The organism is Arthrobacter sp. APC 3897 (assembly GCF_030407495.1).
Classification (GTDB): Bacteria; Actinomycetota; Actinomycetes; order Actinomycetales; family Micrococcaceae; genus Arthrobacter_B.
In genome coordinates, this window is record NZ_JASDDG010000004.1 from 39,411 (window position 1) to 58,970 (window position 19,560).

The following is a 19,560-nucleotide window of genomic DNA, read 5'->3' on the forward strand; positions in this document are numbered from 1 at the left end:
AAGCACCGCTGGGGAGTGCCCGCAGTGTGCGGCAGGCGGGGGGTGATCGGCCGAAGCCGGTCTGGAAGGCTCCGATGCGGCGCCGGGGGTGCGGGGTGAGTGGGTGCGGGCGTGGCCGGCTCTGTGCGTGCGGTCCGCAGGAGCTGCGGACGGGGACGCAGGCCGGCGCCTAGAGAAACTGTCCATGAGATTTTCAGTTTACAGGTTTGGGTTTGCCGCGCCACTGGTAAAACGGAACGGCCGCGCACCCGCGGAGAAGCCTGCGCGCGTGAGACCCCGCTGCAGGACGGATGTCAAACAGAATTGGCCAGTTGTCCCGCAATGTCACTAGACTGGCATGAAGTCTCGGTCACTGCGCACCGGCCGGGCCGCACCAGTGAGCTTTGAGGCTTCTTGCCCTCAGACATGGTGCCAATCAGGGCAAAAGGCAACTCATGGAAGAGGCGTATTAACAGTGCCAGACCAATCCAACCACCGGCTGCCGGAAGAATTCGGCGGCAACGAGTGGCTTGTCGATGAACTCTACGAGCAGTACCTCAAGGACAAGAACTCGGTTGACAAGAAGTGGTGGAGCATTTTCGACTCCTTTAAGAACGAGGAAGCCGGGGACTCCGCTTCAGCTGCTTCCCGTGGAAACGGATCGTCAGCTCCGAGCGAACTCGGCGCCAATCCCACAACGCGCCAGCTCCCTGTAGTGCAGGCCGAGTCCGCCAAGCCGAAGGCCTCCGGCGAATCCCCCGCCTCCACCCAGCAGTCCGGCAAGCCTCCGGTTGCCAAGGAGTCCGCAGCGTCCAACTCGGCCGCCAAGGACTCCAAGCCCGCAGCAGGCAAGGCCGAAGCTGAGGGAACCAAGCCAGCAGAGAGCAAGACTCCGCCGATTCCGGCCCAGCTGCCCAAGACCCAGCCCAACAGCAAGCCCTCGGAAGAGGACAAGGTCAACGTCCTGCGCGGACCGGCCAAGGCCATCGCCACCAACATGGACCTGAGCCTGAGCGTCCCCACGGCAACCACTGTGCGTGCCGTGCCCGCAAAGCTGCTGATCGACAACCGCATTGTCATCAACAGCCATCTGGAGCGCGCCCGCGGCGGCAAGGTCTCCTTCACCCACCTCCTCGGCTACGCCATCATCCGCGCCGCAGCCCAGTTCCCGTCACAGAACGTCTACTACGACGTCGTGGACGGCAAGCCTGTGGCTGTGCAGCCCGCGCATGTGAACTTCGGCCTGGCCATTGATATGCCGAAGCCGGACGGAACCCGCCTGCTTGTGGTGCCGAACATCAAGAAGGCCGAAACGCTGAACTTCTCGGAGTTCTGGCAGGCGTATGAAGATCTCGTGAAGAAGGCCCGGAACGGCAAGCTCACGGCGGACGATTACAAGGGCACCACCATCTCGCTGACCAACCCGGGCGGCATTGGAACGGTCCACTCCGTTCCCCGCCTGTCCAAGGGCCAGGCCTGCATCATCGGTGCCGGCGCCCTGGATTACCCGGCTGAGTTCCAGGGTTCCAACGAGAAGATCCTGGCCCAGAATGCCATCTCCAAGGTCATCACCCTGACCTCCACCTACGATCACCGCGTGATCCAGGGTGCCGGCAGCGGCGAATTCCTGCGGATCATCCACCAGCTGCTCCTCGGCGAGCAGGGGTTCTACGACGAGATTTTCGAATCCCTGCGGATCCCCTACGAGCCCGTGCGCTGGAGCCCGGACATCCAGGTCAATCCGGACGAGCAGATCAACAAGGTTGCCCGCATCCAGCAGCTGATCCATGCGTACCGCGTCCGCGGACACCTGATGGCGGACACCAACCCGCTGGAGTACGTCCAGCGCCGCCACGCGGACCTGGATGTGCTGACCCACGGCCTGACCCTTTGGGACCTGGACCGGGAGTGGCCCACCGGCGGCTTCGGCGGCAAGCCCATGCTCAAGCTGCGCAAGATTCTTGGCGTGCTCCGCGATGCGTACTGCCGCACCGCCGGAATCGAGTACATGCACATCCAGGATCCGGCGGAACGCGAGTGGTTCCAGAACCGTCTGGAAACCAAGTACAGCAAGCCGACGCGCGAAGAACAGCTGCGCATCCTCGGCAAGCTGAATGCGGCCGAAGCTTTCGAGACCTTCCTGCAGACGAAGTTCGTCGGCCAGAAGCGCTTCTCGCTGGAAGGCGGCGAGTCCCTGATCCCGCTGCTGGACACCGTGATTTCCGGTGCCGCCGACGACGGTCTGGCTGAGGTCGGCATCGGCATGGCCCACCGCGGCCGCCTGAACGTGCTGACCAACATCGCAGGCAAGACCTACGCCCAGGTCTTCCGTGAATTCGAAGGAACCCAGGACCCGCGCAGCGTCCAGGGCTCCGGTGACGTGAAGTACCACCTCGGCACCGAAGGCACCTTCACCTCGGACAACGGCAACCAGACCAAGGTGTATCTGGCTGCCAACCCGTCCCACCTCGAAGCCGGGGATTCCGTGCTCGAAGGCATCGTGCGTGCCAAGCAGGACCGCCTGGACCAGGGTGACGAGTTCCCTGTCCTGCCGATCCTGATCCACGGCGACGCCGCTTTTGCCGGCCAGGGCGTGGTGGCGGAGACGCTGAACCTTTCCCAGCTCCGCGGCTACCGCACCGGCGGAACCATCCACGTTGTGGTCAACAACCAGGTGGGTTTCACCACCTCGCCCACGTCGTCGCGCTCCTCGGTGTACTCCACCGACGTCGCCAAGATGGTTCAGGCTCCGATCTTCCACGTGAACGGCGATGACCCGGAGCAGGTGGTGCGCATTGCGCAGCTGGCCTATGACTACCGCCAGCGCTTCCACAAGGATGTCGTCATCGACATGGTCTGCTACCGCCGCCGCGGGCACAACGAGGGCGATGACCCCTCGATGACCCAGCCGATGATGTACAGCCTGATCGAGGCCAAGCGCTCCGTGCGCAAGCTGTACACCGAGTCCCTGATCGGACGCGGAGACATCAGCCAGGAAGAAGCGGAACAGGCACTGCGCGACTACCAGGGCCGCCTGGAACGGGTGTTCGCAGAAACACACGCTGCCCAGACCTCTCCCCTGCCGGTCATCACCAAGGACACCGAAGCCGTCTCGGATCTGGAACGCCCGGCGTCCCAGCAGGAAGGCAGCACCATTGTCTCCCCGGCGTCCACGGCCATTTCCGCCGAGGTCCTGGCACACATCGGCAAGGCTCACGTAGCCGTACCCGAAGGCTTCACGGTGCACCCGAAGCTGAAGGCCCTGCTGGAAAAGCGCGAGCAGATGTCCCGCGAAGGCGGCATCGACTGGGGCTTTGCTGAGATCGCAGCCTTTGGCTCGTTGGTCATGGAAGGCGTCCCCGTCCGCCTTGCCGGCCAGGATTCCCGCCGCGGTACCTTCACGCAGCGCCATGCCGTCTTCCACGACCGGGCAACCGGTGAGGAATGGATGCCGCTGGCCGACCTGGATCCGAACCAGGCCAAGCTGTGGATCTACGACTCGCTGCTGTCGGAATTCGCTGCCATGGGCTTCGAGTACGGATACTCCGTGGAGCGACCGGATGCCCTCGTGCTGTGGGAAGCGCAGTTTGGCGACTTCGTCAACGGTGCGCAGACCATCATCGACGAGTTCATCTCCTCGGCGGAACAGAAGTGGGGCCAGCGTTCCTCGCTGGTGCTGATGCTTCCGCACGGCTACGAAGGCCAGGGCCCGGACCACTCCTCGGCCCGGATTGAGCGCTTCCTGCAGATGTGCGCCGAGGACAACATGATCGTGGCGAACCCCACCACGGGTGCTTCGCACTTCCACCTGCTGCGCCGCCAGGCCTACAGCCGGCCGCGGAAGCCGCTGATTATCTTCACGCCGAAGCAGCTGCTGCGCCTGAAGGCAGCAGCAACGTCCGTGGAAGACTTCACGCAGGGTTCGTTCCAGCCGGTCATCCCGGAGCACGCAGACCTGGACGCGAACGCCGTCGACCGCGTGCTGCTCGTCTCCGGCCGCCTGTACTACGATCTGCTGGCCAACCGGCAGAAGACAGGTGACGAAAAGACGGCCATTGTCCGTGTCGAGCAGCTGTACCCGCTGCCCGTCGCGGAAATCCAGGCGGCTGTCGCCAAGTACCCGAACGCTGACATCGTTTGGGCACAGGATGAGCCTGCCAACCAGGGTCCCTGGCCGTTCATCGGCCTGAACCTGCCGGCACAGCTGGACCGTCCGCTGCGCCTGGTGTCGCGTCCGGCATCCGCGTCCACTGCCACCGGCTCGGCCAAGCGGCACGCCGTGGAGCAGGACATTCTTGTCAAGAAGGCCTTCGAGCGTCAGTAGGCTAAGTTGGGGTGGGGCGCCGCGGCGCCCCACCCCGTTTTTTGTGACCGGAGAAGGTGACTAGTGGAACAACGCAAAATCAGGCTTGCAGCCGTCGGCGACGAGCTGCTGGCCGGGCACGGCGACCCTCGCGCCCTGGGCTGGCTGGGCCGCGTTTTGGCCCGCACCACCCCCGAAAACGTCAATGTACAGGCGTATACCCTTGCGGCGCCCCAGGAGGGAACCGAGTCGCTGGCCAACCGCTGGCTGCAGGAAGCCGGCCGCCGTTTTGACGAAAGATGTGAAAACCGGCTGGTGATCGGGCTGTCCGACCGGGACCTGGATCTCGATCTGTCTACAGCCAGAAGCCGCCTCAACCTGGCGAATATCCTCGACGGGGCTGCACAGATGAGCATCAAGGTTTTCGTCGTCGGTCCCCCGCCGGGGCTGGATGCCGAGCGGAACCGCCGCCTGTCCGATCTCTCAGCGGCTTTTGGTGACGTGACTACACGGCGCAAGCACATGTACGTGGACACCCTGACCCCGCTGCTCAACCATGAACAGTGGCGCACTGATCTGGCATCCAACGGTGGAACACCCGGACAGGCCGGCTACGGCCTCATGGCCTGGCTGGTCCTCCACCGCGGCTGGTACCGCTGGCTGGACCTTCCGGATATGAACTGAAAATAGAAAAAAGCACTCCCTGAGGGCCCCCGGCGACACGCCGGGGGCCCTCTACACATTAAGTCGCATTGCCCCAAGTAGTTTTCCCCGCCCGCTCTGGCGGCGGCAACAGGAAATCCGTGCAGAACCGCGGAGTTACGGTCCGCTTCTGCACCCAACGCACCTTCCTGCACAACCCTGCTGACGCGCTTTCCAGGTAACAATCAGTTAACGTCCGCTCACAGTTAGCACAGCGGAAACATTTAGTGACTAGTCTTTCGGAACATGTGGCGGTCATCACGATCGCTTGGGGGAGCCGCCAGCGGTGGTTCCTGACGACTTCTTCACAAGTTAGGACTACGAATGCGTACAAAGCGCACGGCAACTCTTGCCGCACTTTCCGTGGGAGCCCTCTTCCTGGGCGCCTGCGGTTCAGCCGGAGGCGGAGAAACCACTGAAGGCGACAGCACCGAGGACGCCAACCTCGCGTCGTCCATCTCCGTTGCCATCAGCCAGGCCCCGGATTTCTACAACGGCGGCACGTCCAAGTCCAACAGCGTGTACAACACGTACGTGGACAACTTGGTCCACAGCAACTTCTCGGAGTACAGCCCCGAGGGTGTTATTCGCAATGAAGAGTTTGGCACCTTCGAAAAGACCAGCGACGATCCCCTGACCGTTGAATACAAGATCAACGAGGACGCCCAGTGGTCCGACGGTACGCCCATCGACTTCGATGACGTGCTGCTGAACTGGGCCGCGTTCTCCGGCAAGGTGGTGGACGGAGAGGCAGAAATCTTCGAGCCTTCCTCCAACAACGGCTACGAGTACCTGGCCATGCCCGAAGGCGAAGCCGGAGACAAGGAATTCACCTACGTTTTCGAGCAGCCTTACGCTGACTGGGAAAACCTCATGATCGGCTCCATCATGCCGGCCCACGTTGCGGCTGAGCAGGGTGGCCTGAGCACCGAGAACAACGGCGAAGCACTTGTTGCCGCCATCCAGGACAACGATCTGGCTTCCCTGAAGCCCGTTGCCGAGTTCTGGAACACCGGCTGGGGTTATGCCGAAGGCCTCCCCTCGCTTCCTGATGCAGCCCTCATCCCCTCCTCGGGACCGTACACGCTGGACAACGCAGCCGGCGGCAACCTTACGCTGACCAAGAATGAGAACTACTGGGGCGAAGAGCGCGCCGGCGCCACGGAGAGCATCGTCTTCAAGACCATCGAGGACACCGAAGCCGTGCAGGCACTGCAGAACGGCGATGTTGACGTCATCGAGCCGTCCGGCCCCACCGGTGACACCAAGTCCCAGATCGAGGCCATCGGCGAGTCCGTGAACATGCTCACCGGCACGGGCATGACGTTCTCGCACATCGACCTGGACCAGTCCGAAAACGGTGTGTTCAAAGACATCAAGGTTCGCCAGGCATTCTCCAAGTGCGTTCCGCGCCAGGACATCGTTGACAAGTTCGTCAAGCCGGTCGATCCCGAAGCCACCGTGGTCAACCTGCGCGAATACCAGCCCTCACAGCCTGAGTACGACGAGATCCTCGAGGGTGCACCTGCTGCGAGCGAATACGACGAAGTTGATCTTGAAGGCGCCAAGGCCCTCATGGCTGAAGCCGGAAAGACCGAGCCCGTTGACGTCCGCGTGCTCTTCTCCTCAGCCAGCCAGGTCCGCGCTGACATGACCGCCCTGATCAAGGATTCCTGCGACCAGGCCGGCTTCAACATCATTGCCACCCCGGATGCCGAGTGGACCAAGAAGCTTGATGAGCTTGGTTCCTGGGACGCAGCCCTGTTCGGTTGGGCCGGTTCCGGCCTGGTCGCCAGCGGCCAGTCGATCTACGACTCCGAGGGTGTCCAGAACTACGGCAAGTTCAAGAGCGAAAAGGTCGACGACCTGTGGGATGAAATTGCCCAGACCACAGACGCCGACAAGGTCAAGGAGCTGAAGATGCAGCTCGAAGAGGAACTCGCCAAGGACGTCTACAACGTCCTCCTCTTCGCCAACGCCGACATCGTTGCCCATAACTCCACCATGGAGGAAGTGGTGTACAACCCCACCCAGAGCGGCGTCACCTGGAACGCCTTCGAGTGGACCAAGCAGGCCTAACCAAGGCATCACGCCATAACGGTTAGAAAGCGGGATGGGCAGACCCATGGTCTGCCCATCCCAAACTTTTGCCCCGCTAGCGGCTTTACGTACCACCCCCCAATAGGAGCCTTCGGTGTTCTTTTTCATCCTTAGAAGAGCGGTGACCTCGTTCTTCGTCCTTCTCGCCGCCACAGTGCTGATGTTTATCCTTGCCGTCAACTCGGGCGATCCCTTTCATGACCTGATTGAATTGCAGAGCGCGGACCGCGAGTCACGCATTGCCCAGCGAACCGCTGCCCTGAACCTGGACCAGCCCGTGCCCGTCCGCTATCTCCTCTGGCTGCAGGAAGTGGGACGCTGCATGATCCCCGGCGGCGCCGAATGTACGCTCGGACTGAACCGTGCCGGGAACCCCGTCATCGAACAGCTGCAGACCGCCATCGGTTCCACTTTCCGGCTCGTCGTCGTAGCCACCCTGGTGGCCATTGTCCTGGGCGTCGCCGTTGGCCTGATCACGGCCCTGCGCCAGTACAGCGTCTTTGACTACTCCATTACCTTCGTTGCCTTCCTGCTCTTCTCCATGCCGCTGTTCTGGCTCTCCACACTGCTCAAGCAGTACCTGGCGATTGACCTGAACAGCTGGCTGGCGGACCCGCAAATGTCCTATCTGGGCATAGCCGCCGTCGGGCTCGCAGCGGGTGTCGTCGCAGCTGTCGTCATCGGCGGCGACAGGAACCGCCGCCTGCGTGTCTTCGCCATTGCCGCCGTTGCCACGTCAGTCACGTTCTACCTGCTGCTTATTACCAACTGGTTCAAGACTCCGGGCCTGGGCCCCATCGGCCTCCTCATTACGGCCTTTGGCCTGGCTCTTGGGCTGACCGCCCTGCTGGCGGGATTCCGCCGCCGCCGGATCGTGTATGCGGCCCTTGCCACTGCAGCTGTTGGCTTTATCGGGTACCTGGTGACCCAGCCGCTGATGCAGGATCCGAACTGGGTCCTCATTGCCGGCCTCGCTGCCGTTACCCTCCTGGTTTCCCTGGCTCTTGGCCACTTCATCGGCGGACCCTATGCCAAGCAAACACGCAACCTGACCGCCGTCATCGGGCTCGCCATCGGCTTCTTTGTCTTCATTGACGCGCTGCTGGGTGCTTATCCTTCGCTCGCCCGCAAAAACGGCGGCCGTCCCATTCCCACCACGGGTTCCTCCACGCCCAACCTGCAGGGCACGTTCTGGGAGATCAACCTGGACTACGCCCTCTACCTGGTCCTGCCGACCATTGCCATCATGCTGATCTCCTTTGCCACCTACACCCGGTACACGCGTGCCAGCATGCTTGAAGTCATGAACCAGGATTATGTCCGCACCGCCCGGGCCAAGGGCCTGAGCGAGCGCTCCGTGGTCGTCAAGCATGCGTTCCGCAATGCCATGATTCCCATCACCACACTGATGGCCTTCGACTTTGCCGGCGTTCTGGGCGGTGCGGTCATCACCGAGGCCGTCTTCGGCTGGAGCGGCATGGGCAGAATGTTCACGGACGGTCTGAACAACGTGGATCCCAATGTCATCATGGCCTTCTTCCTCGTGACCGGCGTGGCAGCGGTGACCTTCAACATGCTGGCCGACATCGCATACGCGTTCCTCGACCCGCGCATTAGCCTGAACTGATAGGCGATAGATATGACTGAGAAAATACCGTCCGGAACCACGGGCAGCAGCCCGGAGCTGACGAGCATGACTCTGGAAAGCCAGAGAACGGATATCGCAGATGCGCCCGCAACCCGGGCCGTCACCGCGGATCCACAGATCACCGCTGCCAAGAGCCAGGGCCAGCTGGTCCGGGAACGGTTCTTCCGCCACAAGGGAGCACTCGTAGGCCTCAGCGGGCTGATCTTCATCATGCTGCTGGCCTTTACCTCAATTGGGATCTCCGTAGGGCCCCTGCGCATCCCCGGCTGGTGGCCCCACACGTTCTCCACCGTCATGCCGCTGGAGGACGGCGGGTCTCCGACCCTCTCCTGGACCGGGCTGGGGAACCACCCGTTCGGCCAGGACACCCTGGGACGCGACTACTTTGCCATGACCATGCGCGGCGCCCAGATCTCGCTGACCATTGCCTTCATTGTCGGGATAGTCGGAACCGTGGTGGGAACTGTCATTGGTGCACTTGCCGGCTATTTCCGCGGTTTCACCGAGGCCGTCCTGATGCGCCTGACCGACGTCATCATCACCATCCCCCTTCTGGTGGTGGCTGCAGTGCTGGCCAGCGTGGTCTCGAAATACGGCATCGTGGTGTTCGCCATCTTCCTGGGCCTGCTGACCTGGACCGGGCTGGCCCGCATCGTCCGCGGCGAATTCCTGTCCCTGCGGGAAAAGGAGTTCGTCGAAGCCGCTAAATCCGTGGGCGCCAGTTCGCGCCGCATTATCTTCAAGCACATCCTGCCCAACACCGTTGGCGTCATCATCGTGTCCGCAACGCTGGCCATCTCCGGGGCCATCCTGCTGGAGACGGCCCTGAGCTTCCTGGGCCTGGGCGTGCAGCCGCCGGACACGTCGCTGGGCAAGCTCATCAATGAAAACCGGGCGGCCATGACCACCCGTCCGTGGCTCTTTTTCTGGCCCGGCATCTTTATTGTCGCCATCGCGCTCACCGTGAACTTCATCGGCGACGGCCTCCGGGACGCGTTTGATCCCCGACAGACAAGGAACAAGCAATGAGTTCGGCACCCCTGTACAGCGACGTCGCCCCGACGGCGACAACGGCTCCCATTCTGGAAGTTTCGGGTCTGGGCGTCGATTTCAGCGTGGACAACAAATGGGTGATGGCAGCGGAGGACGTCTCCTTCACAGTTTCGCCCGGCGAGATCCTGGCCATCGTGGGTGAATCCGGTTCAGGAAAAAGCATGTCGTCCATGGCGCTGCTGGGCCTGCTTCCCGGCAACGGACGTTCCAAAGGCAGCGCCAAGCTTCAGGGCAAGGAGCTGATCGGTGCTCCGCAGTCGGCGCTGCGGAAAATCCGCGGCAATGACATCGCCATGATTTTCCAGGAACCCATGACGGCGCTCAATCCCGTCCTGACTGTCGGTGAGCAGATCAAGGAAATCATCGAACAGCACACGGATGCTTCTCCGGCGCAGGCCAGGGAACGGGCCATCGAGTTGCTGCGCATGGTGGAAATTCCGGAGCCGGAGAGGCGTTACGAGTCCTATCCCCACCAGTTCTCCGGCGGACAGCGCCAGCGGGCCATGATTGCCATCGCCATCGCCAATGACCCCATCCTGCTCGTCGCTGATGAGCCCACCACCGCGCTGGATGTCACGGTCCAGGCCGAAGTCCTGGAACTGCTGCGGAACCTCAGCAAGCGGCTGAACAGCGCCGTCATGCTGATCACCCACGACATGGGTGTGGTGGCGGACCTCGCTGACAAAGTGGTTGTTATGGAGAAGGGCCGGATTGTTGAGTCCGCACCCGTGGCTGAACTGTTTTCCAACCCGAAGGAGGAGTACACCCGCCAACTGCTGGCAGCTGTGCCCCACTTGGGCTCCATAGTCGGCGGTGTGCTGTCGTCCGTTGAGGTGGAGGAAGGCGGAGCGCTGCAGATCTCCGACGCTCCGCGGGCCGTGCTCCGGGACTCTGCAGACCTCGTCACAGCTGACGCCGGCATCGTGCCCGCACTGCAGCTGACCGGGGTGTCCATTGAATACCCGGGACGGTTCCGCCAGCCCGGGTTCAAAGCCGTGAACGATGTTTCCTTCGTCATCAATCCCGGCGAGGTCATGGGACTGGTGGGTGAATCCGGGTCCGGAAAATCGACCATTGCCCGGGCCGTAACCGGCCTGCTTCCGGTCAGTGCCGGCAGCGTGGACATCAACGGCACCAACATCGCCGGTTTGTCACCCAAAAAGATGCTGCCGCTGCGCAGGAAGTTCGCCATCGTGTTCCAGGACCCGGCGGCGTCGCTGAATCCGCGCATGTCCATCGGCGAATCCATCGGAGAGCCGTTGTTCCTGCACGAGAAGCTCTCCCGCAAGGACCTCGATCACCGGGTGGAGGGGTTGCTTGACGATGTTCAGCTTCCCACCAGTTTCCGCAACCGGTACCCGCATGAGCTGTCCGGCGGGCAGCGGCAGCGGGTCGGTATTGCCCGGGCACTCTCGCTGCGGCCTTCGCTGCTCGTGGCCGATGAGCCAACGTCAGCACTGGACGTCTCGGTTCAGGCCAGGGTGCTTTCCCTTCTCCAGGACCTGCAGCAGCAGTATGGTTTCGCGTGCCTGTTCGTCAGCCACGACCTGGCAGTGGTGGAAATCCTGGCCAGCCACATTGCCGTGCTGAATAAGGGCGTCATGGTGGAGCAGGGGTCAACGGAGCAGGTGCTGCGGTATCCGCAGGACGCCTACACCCGCCGGCTGCTCGCCGCCGCTCCGGTGCCGGACCCGGCCGAGCAGGCCCTTCGCCGGGAACAGCGCAACGCCCTGATGGCTGCAGGCAGTTCGATCGAGTAGGCGGACCGGTTCCGCGGACCGGTTCCGCGGACCGACCCGCGCCGCGGTTTAGGTTGTCGGGCTCACCTTGTGGGACACTGGAGGGCAGAACTTTCAGCAAATCGAAGGAGGCAGCTATGAGCAAGCGTGCACGCAAGCGTCGTGACCGTAAGCGCGGCGGCGCCAATCACGGTAAGCGTCCCAACACTTAAGTCTTGGACTAACCGTGTGGCCCATCGCCACTAACAGAAAACCCCCGGGAGCCTTACGGCCGCCGGGGGTTTTCTGTTATTCAGTCTTCGGTACGGATCACGGCCTGCTAATGCTCGGCGGTCTGGATCTGGCTGATCCTTGCCAGGATGTTGGCCTTGAGTGTTTCCGGAGCGGCTTCGGTGCAGGACCGCTTCACCACTGACCGGATGACGCACTCCAAATCATGCTCTTCGGCGCATTCGGGGCAACCGTCCAGGTGCTCTTTGATTTCGACGATGTCCTCATGGGACAGCGCACCGTCAAGGTATTCGTACAGCCGTGCGATGCGGGCATCCTCGCAATCGCCCAGGCTTTGGCAATCGCTCATAGCGTGTTCCCCTGTTTCTTGTTCTGGCTGGCCGCGGCGGGTGCAGGTGCTGCCTTGCCGCGGATGCCGCGTTCGTGTGCATATTCGGCCAATAGTTCACGGAGCATTTTGCGGCCCCGGTGCAGGCGCGACATTACGGTTCCGATGGGAGTGTTCATGATTTCCGAGATTTCCTTGTATGCGAATCCCTCCACGTCGGAGAAATACACAGCCAAACGGAATTCCTCGGGAATGGACTGCAGGGCATTCTTTACATCCGAATCGGGAAGGTGGTCCAGCGCCACCGCTTCGGCGGAGCGCAGCCCGGTGGAGCTGTGTTCAGCCGCACGGGCCAGCTGCCAATCTTCCACACCGTCCGAGTTCGCCTGCAGCGGTTCGCGCTGACGCTTCCGGTACAGGTTGATGTAGGTGTTTGTCAGGATCCGGTACAGCCAGGCCTTCAGATTGGTCCCGGGACGGTACTGGTGGAACGCAGAGAAGGCCTTGGTATAGGCCTCCTGGACCAGGTCCTCGGCGTCGGAGGGGTTACGGGCCATGCGCATAGCTGCAGAGTAGAGCTGGTCCACGTACTGCATGGCATCGCGCTCAAAGCGTATTTTGCGGGCCTCTTCCGATTCGGAAGCGACATCCAGCTCGGAGTCTTCCACCTGGGGGCTGCCTTCCGGCACATCAGTTCTCATCACTTCCAAGTCTACGGTGCGGGGCGCCGGTCCCACACGCAACTGAACTGCAGACGCGGAAGCTTCACGCTGCGCATCTGTCATGACCAAAGCAGCTGGCACGTTCACTCTCCTCACTTGGGGACCGCTTCTGCCAGTCACTTGTCCGCAGGCAGCCGACGGTCCTCGAATCCGGTAATCCCCCCTTTCAGAAAGAATGCCGTACACCCTTCCAACACAGAGGCCCGGGGACTTATTCCGCCGCCGGGATTTGCCCGCACAGCGCGGCACAAGGTGTGCCAGCTCCGCAAAAGTGCCAAACTAGGAGTATTCTGCCCGGTAATTTCCGAGAACGGGCAGCAACCAGGAGGTCAATATGTCGATTGTCCGTTTGCTCGCCCGTCCGCTGCTGGCCACAGGTTTTATCGCAGCCGGTGTTGACCGCCTGCGGGATTCAGATCAGACAGCTCATCAGCTGCGCCCCACCCTGGACCGCGTGGGCGCACTGGTGCCTTCGGCTGCATCCGTCACCGGGAACCCCCAGCTGGTAGCCAAGGTGCTTGGCGCCACGCAGGTGGGTGCCGGTTCGCTGCTGGCAATGGGCAAGCTGCCGCGTCTCTCCGGCCTGCTGCTCACGGGCACGGCTGTGCTGAACGCAGTCGTCGAGTACAAGAACGCCGAAACGGACACCGCCGATGAGCGCAAGGCCCGCCGTGCGGCCCTGCTCAAGAACCTGTCGCTGATCGGCGCCGTTCTTCTGGTCGCCGTTGACACCAACGGCCGCCCCGGCCTGGCGTGGCGTGCCGGCCACCTTGCTGATGACACGCGCCGCGGCGTTGCTTCCCTGGGCAAGGATGCCGGCCGCAAGTCGCGGTCGGTCCAGAAGGATGCCGCCAAGCAGCTCAAGAAGGCCAACAAGACCGTCCGCACCACCGCAGCCGGCATTGTGGGTTCCTAGCTCCATGTCTTTTTCCGCCGATCCGCAGACAGTCTCTCCCTGGCCCGCTCCCCGGGTGTCCGCGCCGCTGGACGCCGACGTCCGGGTGCCGGGTTCCAAGTCCCTGACCAACAGGTATCTGGTCCTCGCTGCCTTGGCTGACGGCCCCAGCAGGCTCCGCGCTCCCCTCCATTCCCGGGACACCGCGCTCATGGTCCAGTCATTGCGTGCGCTGGGCGCCACGGTGACCGAGATCGACGGCGACGGTTCCTTCGGACCGGATCTGGAGATCCGTCCAATGGATTCGGGCAGCGCAACCGGAACAGGCATTGACTGCGGGTTGGCGGGAACCGTCATGAGGTTTGTGCCTCCCCTGGCCGCACTGAAAGCCGGAAGCACCGAGTTTGACGGCGATCCCCACGCGCGCGAGCGGCCGATGGCTGCGATCATTGATGCCCTCCGGGCGCTGGGCGTGACGGTGCACGACGACGGCACCGGATCCCTTCCGTTTACCGTGGCCGGCACCGGCGCGGTGGCCGGAGGCCGGCTGGAGATTGACGCAGGCGCGTCGTCCCAGTTTGTCTCTGCGCTGCTGCTGGCGGGGGCGCGGTTCGCCAACGGGCTGCACCTGGTCCATGTGGGCTCCACCCTCCCCAGCCGTGAACACATTGCCATGACGGTGCAGGTCCTGCGCGGTGTCGGCGTTCAGGTGGATGACTCCGTTCCCAACGAATGGCGGGTCTCCCCCGGTCCCATCCGGGCCTTCGACGTCGCCATCGAACCCGACCTGTCCAATGCCGGACCGTTTCTGGGAGCAGCGCTCGTGGCCGGCGGTACCGTGCGGCTGCACGGCTGGCCAGAGCACACCACGCAGGTGGGCGACCGCTGGCGGAGCATCCTGCCCGCCCTCGGCGGCACGGCTACCCTGTCCGGAGGCACCCTGACAGTTACCGGCACCGGCCGCATTACCGGAGCACGGCTCGCCGACACCAGCGAGCTGGCGCCCACAGCGGCTGCCCTGTGCGCATTGGCTGACTCCCCGTCAGTCCTTACCGGCATTGCACATCTGCGGGGCCACGAAACCGACCGGCTTGCAGCCCTGGTCAGCGAGATCAACCGGCTGGGCGGCGATGCCGAAGAGACGGCGGACGGCCTGATCATCCGGCCGGCCCCGCTGCACGGCGGCGTCTTTGAAACGTATGCGGATCACCGGATGGCCACCGCCGGCGCCCTGATCGGCCTGGCTGTCCCCGACGTGCTGGTGCAGGACATCGGGACCACAGCCAAGACCCTGCCGGAGTTCCCGCGGCTGTGGCGCGAACTCACGGGAGGAATGCACTGATGGCCCGCTCTACCGGCAGCTGGGATGAATCAGACGTCCGGATCCGTCCGAACAAAAAGGGCTCGCGCCCCCGCACCAAAGACCGGCCGGCCTACGACGAGGCCGTAACCGGACGCATCATCACTGTGGACCGGGGACGCTACACCGCCGTCGTGGATGAAGACACCCCCGCTGAACGCATCGTCATTGCAGCCCGGGCCCGTGAGCTGCGCCGAAACCCGGTGGTTGCCGGCGACCTCGTGTCGCTGGTGGGGGATGTGTCGGGCGGACCCGACACGCTGGCCCGCCTGGTGCGCATCCAGGACCGCCGGACCCTGCTGCGCCGCAGCGCCGATGACACCGATCCCGTGGAACGCGCCGTCGTCGCCAACGCTGACCAGCTGGTCATCGTGGTGGCCGCAGCCAACCCAGAGCCGCGCACCGGGTTCATCGACCGCGCCCTGGTTGCCGCTTACGACGCCGGCATCTCACCGCTGCTGTGCATCACCAAAGCAGATATCAAAGACCCCGCGGAGCTGCTGGCCAATTACGAGCATTTGGATCTGGACGTGATTATCAGCCGCACGGCGGCAGATGATGCGTCCGGGATCGACGCCCGTTCCGACGACGGATTGTCTGCCCGCCTGCAGGGAGACGCAGTGCAGCAGCTGCACCGTCATCTCGAGGGCAAGGTCTCGGTCCTGGTGGGGCATTCCGGTGTCGGCAAGTCCACGCTGGTGAATGCGCTGACCGGCTCCGACCGCGCCACCGGCGGCGTCAACGCCGTGACCGGCCGCGGCCGGCACACCTCCTCGTCAGCGCTCGCCCTGAAGGTCCTGGAGGCGCCGTCGGGCAGCTGGATCATTGACACTCCCGGCATCCGTTCCTTTGGCCTTGCACATGTGGACCCGGACCGCATCCTCCAGGCGTTCCCGGATCTGGCACCCGGGACTGAAGCCTGCGAACGCGGGTGCCGGCACGACGACCAGGCTAAAAACTGCGGCTTGGACCCGTGGGTGGAATCAGGGCAGGCCGGCACTGCCGGCCCGGCCCGGCTCGCTTCCCTGCGCAGGCTCCTGGGCTCAGGGACCCGGACGGAAAACCGGGCATCCGCCAAGGAGCTCGGCGCGCAGTGACGCCTGCCGGCAACACCCCGGCAGTCCGCCGGTTCTTCCCCGGGACAGCGCCACGGCGGGCCCCGGGCCGTGTAATCGTGGGCACCGCCCACCGAATAAGGATAAGTTGAACAGTATGCCGTTCGCCCAGAACTACAACGATGATCTCCGACTCGCCCACGTCATGGCCGATTCCGTGGACGATCAGACAATGTCCCGCTTCAAGGCCCTGGACTTGAAGGTCGAAACCAAGCCGGACCTGACCCCCGTGACCGATGCCGACAAGGCGGCGGAAGATGCCATCCGCGGCCAGCTCTCCCGTGCCCGGCCGCGGGACGCGGTCCTCGGTGAAGAGTTTGGCTCCACCGGAAACGGCCCGCGCCGCTGGGTTATTGATCCCATTGACGGGACCAAGAACTTTATCCGCGGCGTCCCCGTCTGGGCCACCCTGATTTCCCTGGTGGACGACGGCGTTCCCGTCCTGGGGGTCGTCAGTGCCCCGGCGCTCGGCAAGCGCTGGTGGGCGGCCACGGGAACCGGCGCCTATATGGGACGGTCCCTGGCCTCGGCCACACGCCTGCGGGTGTCCAATGTTTCGAACCTCTCAGACGCGTCGCTGTCCTACTCCAGCCTCGGAGGCTGGAAGGAACGCGGCAACTTTGACGAGTTCATCGGGCTGACGGAATCAGTCTGGCGCACCCGGGCGTTCGGCGATTTCTGGTCCTACTGCATGGTTGCCGAGGGCGCCGTGGATATTGCCTGCGAGCCTGAGCTGAACCTCTATGACATGGCGGCGCTGGTCCCCATCATTACCGAGGCCGGGGGCCGGTTCACTTCCCTGGAAGGTGAAGACGGTCCGTTCGGCGGCAACGCCCTGGCCACCAACGGCGCGCTGCACAGTGACGTCCTCCGCCGCCTGAACCCGGCTCTGGACGACCTGCTCTGACGATGGCACCGTCAACGTCCGGCCCCCGGCTGGAAGCGCTGCGCCGGCGGGAACTGGCGCGCAGCTATGAGGACGGCGGGGAACACTATGACCGCATCCGGCCCGGCTACCCCGCCGAGGCCGTTCAGTGGTTGTTTGCCGGGGACCGGGGCACAGCTGTTGAGCCGGGTGCCCCGGTGGCCGACATCGGGGCGGGTACCGGTAAGTACACCCGGTCCCTGGCCGCCGCCGGATACCGGCCAACCGCCGTCGACCCTTCCGCCGGCATGCTCAAACAGCTGCAGCAGATGCTGCCCGGAGTACCGGCTCTACAGGGCACGGCCGAGGCAACCGGAATCCCGTCCTCCTCCATGGCCGCCGCCACCGTGGCACAGGCCTGGCACTGGTGCGATCCCCTCGCGGCGAGCACCGAGCTGGCACGAATTCTGCGGCCCGGCGGCATCCTGGGCCTGATCTGGAACCAGCTGGACGTCAGCGTTCCCTGGGTTCACCGCTATTCCCGCATCATCCATGCCGGAGACGTCCTCAAGCCCGGATTCCGGCCGGTGGTTGGCCCCGAGTTTGTTCCCGACGCATCCCACACCACGCGCTGGTCCCAGGAAATGACGCCCGTGGATCTGATGGAACTGGCGAAGTCCCGTTCCTACTACCTCTCAGCCTCCGAGCCGGTCCGGGAGAAGGTCATGGCGAACCTGACCTGGTATCTGTTTGAGCATTTGGACTACCGCCCGGGGCAAGCCCTGGAGCTGCCTTATCTGACGCTTACCTGGCGGATGGCGTTGTCAGGAGCTGATGAGCAGCGGGTCAGGTAGTACCTGTTCGCCAAGACCCCGCGGCCTGTAGTCTGAGGCCTCCGGCTCCGATGGGTGGCCGGACTTGTCCTGCAATACTCTGCTGCGGAACGGGGGCACGCACGTGGTCACCTTTGGAATCGAAGAAGAATTCCTGCTCGTCAACCCTGACAGTGACATGCCCAGCTCCCGTGCCGGCGAGGTAATCGCGGCGCTGATTCCCGGTGACGGCCTCAGTCTTACCAGCAGCGCGGAACTGCTGGCCTGCCAGGTGGAAAGCTCCACCCCGGTATGCAGCACCGGGGAGGAAGCGGCTGTTTCCCTGCTGCATTTCCGCAAGCGCCTCGCCGAAGCGGCTGCCGCTGCGGGTCTCGACGTCGCTCCCACCGGGGCAGCCCCCTCCATGGGGCCCGGGCCGGCGGTGGTCAGTGCCACCGAACGCTACCAAAGTATGGGGGAAATGGCCGGGGCCGTTGCGGACGAGCACTATGTCAATGGAACCCACGTCCACGTGGCGGTTCCCAGCCGCGAGGCAGGGGTCCGTGTCCTGAATCATCTGCGCCCCTGGTTGGCAACGCTCGGCGCCATCAGCACCAATTCCCCGTACTGGCTGGGCCGGGATACCCGTTTTGCCAGCTGGCGGCTCATCCAGTACCGCCGCTGGTCCATCCAGGGCTGCCCCCCGTATTTCCATGGATCAGCTGATTATGATGCGCGGCTGGCCAAACTCGTAGCAACCGACGTTGTCCTTGATCCCGGCCATATCGGTTGGCTCGCCCGCCTCTCCGACCGCTTCCCCACCGTCGAGATCCGGGTGGCTGATACCCAGTTGGAGGCAGCGGACGCGGTCCTGCTGGCTCTGCTCATCCGGGGGCTGGTGAGCACGGTCCTCTCCCGCGATCCCGCCGGTTCCGGCGGAGGTCCGGACGCGCCGGCCGATCCCGAAATCCTTGACGCCGGACTTTGGCAGGCTGCACGGTTCGGACTGCGGGGCAACCTGTTGGATCACGGCCCCCGCGGCGCTGACCTCAGCCGTGCCGCCCCGGAACAGGTGTCCGCGCTGCTGGACTACGTCCGGCCGGCTCTGGAGGACTCCGGAGACGAGATTTTTGTCCGCACCGGCATGGCCCGCATGCTGGCCGCGGGAACGGGTGCGCAGCGGCAGCGCGAGGCAGTCCGAAGCGGCGGATTCGCCGCGCTCCGCCCCCTCTTTGCCGGTTCGCTGACTGCGTCCTGAAGCTCAGCGCTTTGCGGAACGCCGCCCGGCAGGACGCGCTGCAGAGCGAACAGCCGGGTGACCGGCAGCCAGGTCCCAGATCAGGTTAACGACGGCGGCAGCAGCCAGCAGCACCGCGCCCCGGGGCATCCCGCTGACCACGAGGGCGCCGGCACCGGCGAAGAAGGCTCCGCCTGCTACCAGCGGAAGCACGGGCCAGGGCAGCCGGTACTTGGCGCGCGGAGCCAGCAGGAGTCCCCACAGAACTACCGACACTGCCAGGGCTACGGCCGCGGCTGCGGCCCGCTGCGCGGGGAAGGCGTTGATGGCCCAGTACGCCACGGCGAAGAGCAGGCCTGTCTCCAGGGCGAAGGCCAGAATCTGCCGAAGAAGGATCGTCCACGGACGCAGGTGAGTCTGCGCTGCCGGCTCTGCGGCGGTACGGTTCCGTGATGCGGTGTACTCATTCAC

The 19,560-nt window shown here is 64.1% G+C and carries 15 protein-coding genes; 12 read left to right on the plus strand and 3 right to left on the minus strand.

Annotation, left to right across the window (positions count from 1 at the left end; genetic code table 11):
- Positions 1–454 precede the first annotated feature (454 nt).
- From QMA10_RS03375 to QMA10_RS03400, 6 genes are all read left to right on the plus strand, one after another.
- Positions 455–4,303, plus strand: a complete 3,849-nt coding sequence (locus QMA10_RS03375) for a multifunctional oxoglutarate decarboxylase/oxoglutarate dehydrogenase thiamine pyrophosphate-binding subunit/dihydrolipoyllysine-residue succinyltransferase subunit (protein WP_290166189.1) — start codon at positions 455–457, stop codon at positions 4,301–4,303.
- Positions 4,304–4,366: 63 nt separating this feature from the next.
- Entirely contained in the window at positions 4,367–4,966 is a 600-nt protein-coding gene (locus QMA10_RS03380) for a GDSL-type esterase/lipase family protein (RefSeq protein WP_290166191.1), read from the plus strand.
- A gap of 342 nt (positions 4,967–5,308) precedes the next feature.
- A complete protein-coding gene (locus QMA10_RS03385) occupies positions 5,309–7,063 on the plus strand; it encodes an ABC transporter family substrate-binding protein (protein ID WP_290166193.1) in 1,755 nt (584 codons plus the stop codon).
- Positions 7,064–7,178: 115 nt separating this feature from the next.
- Positions 7,179–8,711, plus strand: a complete 1,533-nt coding sequence (locus tag QMA10_RS03390) for an ABC transporter permease (RefSeq protein ID WP_290166195.1) — start codon at positions 7,179–7,181, stop codon at positions 8,709–8,711.
- A gap of 12 nt (positions 8,712–8,723) precedes the next feature.
- Complete coding sequence (locus QMA10_RS03395) at positions 8,724–9,761, plus strand: ABC transporter permease (RefSeq protein WP_290166197.1); 1,038 nt, start codon at positions 8,724–8,726, stop codon at positions 9,759–9,761.
- Positions 9,758–11,545 carry an ABC transporter ATP-binding protein gene (locus QMA10_RS03400; RefSeq protein ID WP_290166199.1) on the plus strand — a complete coding sequence of 596 codons (1,788 nt, stop codon included), beginning with the start codon at positions 9,758–9,760 and terminating at the stop codon, positions 11,543–11,545. Before QMA10_RS03395 ends, QMA10_RS03400 begins: the two co-directional genes overlap by 4 nt.
- Before the next feature lie 298 nt (positions 11,546–11,843).
- Here the strand turns inward: QMA10_RS03400 and rsrA are convergent, their stop codons facing one another.
- Together rsrA and QMA10_RS03410 are read right to left on the minus strand one after the other, a co-directional pair.
- Positions 11,844–12,104, minus strand: a complete 261-nt coding sequence (rsrA, locus tag QMA10_RS03405) for a mycothiol system anti-sigma-R factor (protein ID WP_290166201.1) — start codon at positions 12,102–12,104, stop codon at positions 11,844–11,846.
- Positions 12,101–12,784 (minus strand): sigma-70 family RNA polymerase sigma factor, encoded by a 684-nt coding sequence (locus QMA10_RS03410; protein WP_290166203.1) that lies wholly within the window; start codon positions 12,782–12,784, stop codon positions 12,101–12,103. Before QMA10_RS03410 ends, rsrA begins: the two co-directional genes overlap by 4 nt.
- 355 nt (positions 12,785–13,139) lie before the next feature.
- Between QMA10_RS03410 and QMA10_RS03415 the strand changes: the two genes are divergently transcribed.
- From QMA10_RS03415 to QMA10_RS03440, 6 genes are all read left to right on the plus strand, one after another.
- Positions 13,140–13,721: a DoxX family protein gene (locus tag QMA10_RS03415; protein WP_290166205.1), complete on the plus strand. Its 582-nt coding sequence runs from the start codon at positions 13,140–13,142 to the stop codon at positions 13,719–13,721.
- A 4-nt stretch (positions 13,722–13,725) separates the two neighbouring features.
- Positions 13,726–15,042, plus strand: coding sequence for a 3-phosphoshikimate 1-carboxyvinyltransferase (gene aroA, locus QMA10_RS03420; protein ID WP_290166207.1), 1,317 nt, complete (start codon positions 13,726–13,728; stop codon positions 15,040–15,042).
- On the plus strand, positions 15,042–16,157 hold the full coding sequence (rsgA, locus tag QMA10_RS03425) for a ribosome small subunit-dependent GTPase A (RefSeq protein WP_290166209.1): 1,116 nt from the start codon (positions 15,042–15,044) through the stop codon (positions 16,155–16,157). The genes aroA and rsgA overlap by 1 nt, the downstream gene beginning before the upstream one ends.
- Positions 16,158–16,272: 115 nt before the next feature.
- Positions 16,273–17,082: a histidinol-phosphatase gene (hisN, locus tag QMA10_RS03430; RefSeq protein ID WP_290166211.1), complete on the plus strand. Its 810-nt coding sequence runs from the start codon at positions 16,273–16,275 to the stop codon at positions 17,080–17,082.
- A 2-nt stretch (positions 17,083–17,084) separates the two neighbouring features.
- The gene (locus QMA10_RS03435) at positions 17,085–17,894 is read left to right on the plus strand and encodes a class I SAM-dependent methyltransferase (RefSeq protein WP_290166213.1); all 810 of its coding nucleotides are present in this window, start codon (positions 17,085–17,087) and stop codon (positions 17,892–17,894) included.
- Positions 17,895–17,958: 64 nt separating this feature from the next.
- Positions 17,959–19,110, plus strand: coding sequence for a glutamate--cysteine ligase (locus QMA10_RS03440; protein WP_290166215.1), 1,152 nt, complete (start codon positions 17,959–17,961; stop codon positions 19,108–19,110).
- Between the two features lie 3 nt (positions 19,111–19,113).
- On the opposite strand, the gene QMA10_RS03445 is transcribed toward QMA10_RS03440, so the two are convergent.
- Entirely contained in the window at positions 19,114–19,560 is a 447-nt protein-coding gene (locus tag QMA10_RS03445; RefSeq protein WP_290166217.1) for a DUF2568 domain-containing protein, read from the minus strand.

Bases quoted from the DNA above. Each gene is read 5' to 3' on its own strand.
- QMA10_RS03385 (WP_290166193.1), top strand. From the start codon at position 5,309: ATGCGTACAAAGCGCACGGCAACTCTTGCCGCACTTTCCGTGGGAGCC.
- QMA10_RS03395 (WP_290166197.1), top strand. From the start codon at position 8,724: ATGACTGAGAAAATACCGTCCGGAACCACGGGCAGCAGCCCGGAGCTG.
- QMA10_RS03400 (WP_290166199.1), top strand. From the start codon at position 9,758: ATGAGTTCGGCACCCCTGTACAGCGACGTCGCCCCGACGGCGACAACG.
- rsrA (WP_290166201.1), bottom strand. From the start codon at position 12,104: ATGAGCGATTGCCAAAGCCTGGGCGATTGCGAGGATGCCCGCATCGCA.
- QMA10_RS03410 (WP_290166203.1), bottom strand. From the start codon at position 12,784: ATGAGAACTGATGTGCCGGAAGGCAGCCCCCAGGTGGAAGACTCCGAG.
- QMA10_RS03415 (WP_290166205.1), top strand. From the start codon at position 13,140: ATGTCGATTGTCCGTTTGCTCGCCCGTCCGCTGCTGGCCACAGGTTTT.
- aroA (WP_290166207.1), top strand. From the start codon at position 13,726: ATGTCTTTTTCCGCCGATCCGCAGACAGTCTCTCCCTGGCCCGCTCCC.
- rsgA (WP_290166209.1), top strand. From the start codon at position 15,042: ATGGCCCGCTCTACCGGCAGCTGGGATGAATCAGACGTCCGGATCCGT.
- hisN (WP_290166211.1), top strand. From the start codon at position 16,273: ATGCCGTTCGCCCAGAACTACAACGATGATCTCCGACTCGCCCACGTC.
- QMA10_RS03435 (WP_290166213.1), top strand. From the start codon at position 17,085: ATGGCACCGTCAACGTCCGGCCCCCGGCTGGAAGCGCTGCGCCGGCGG.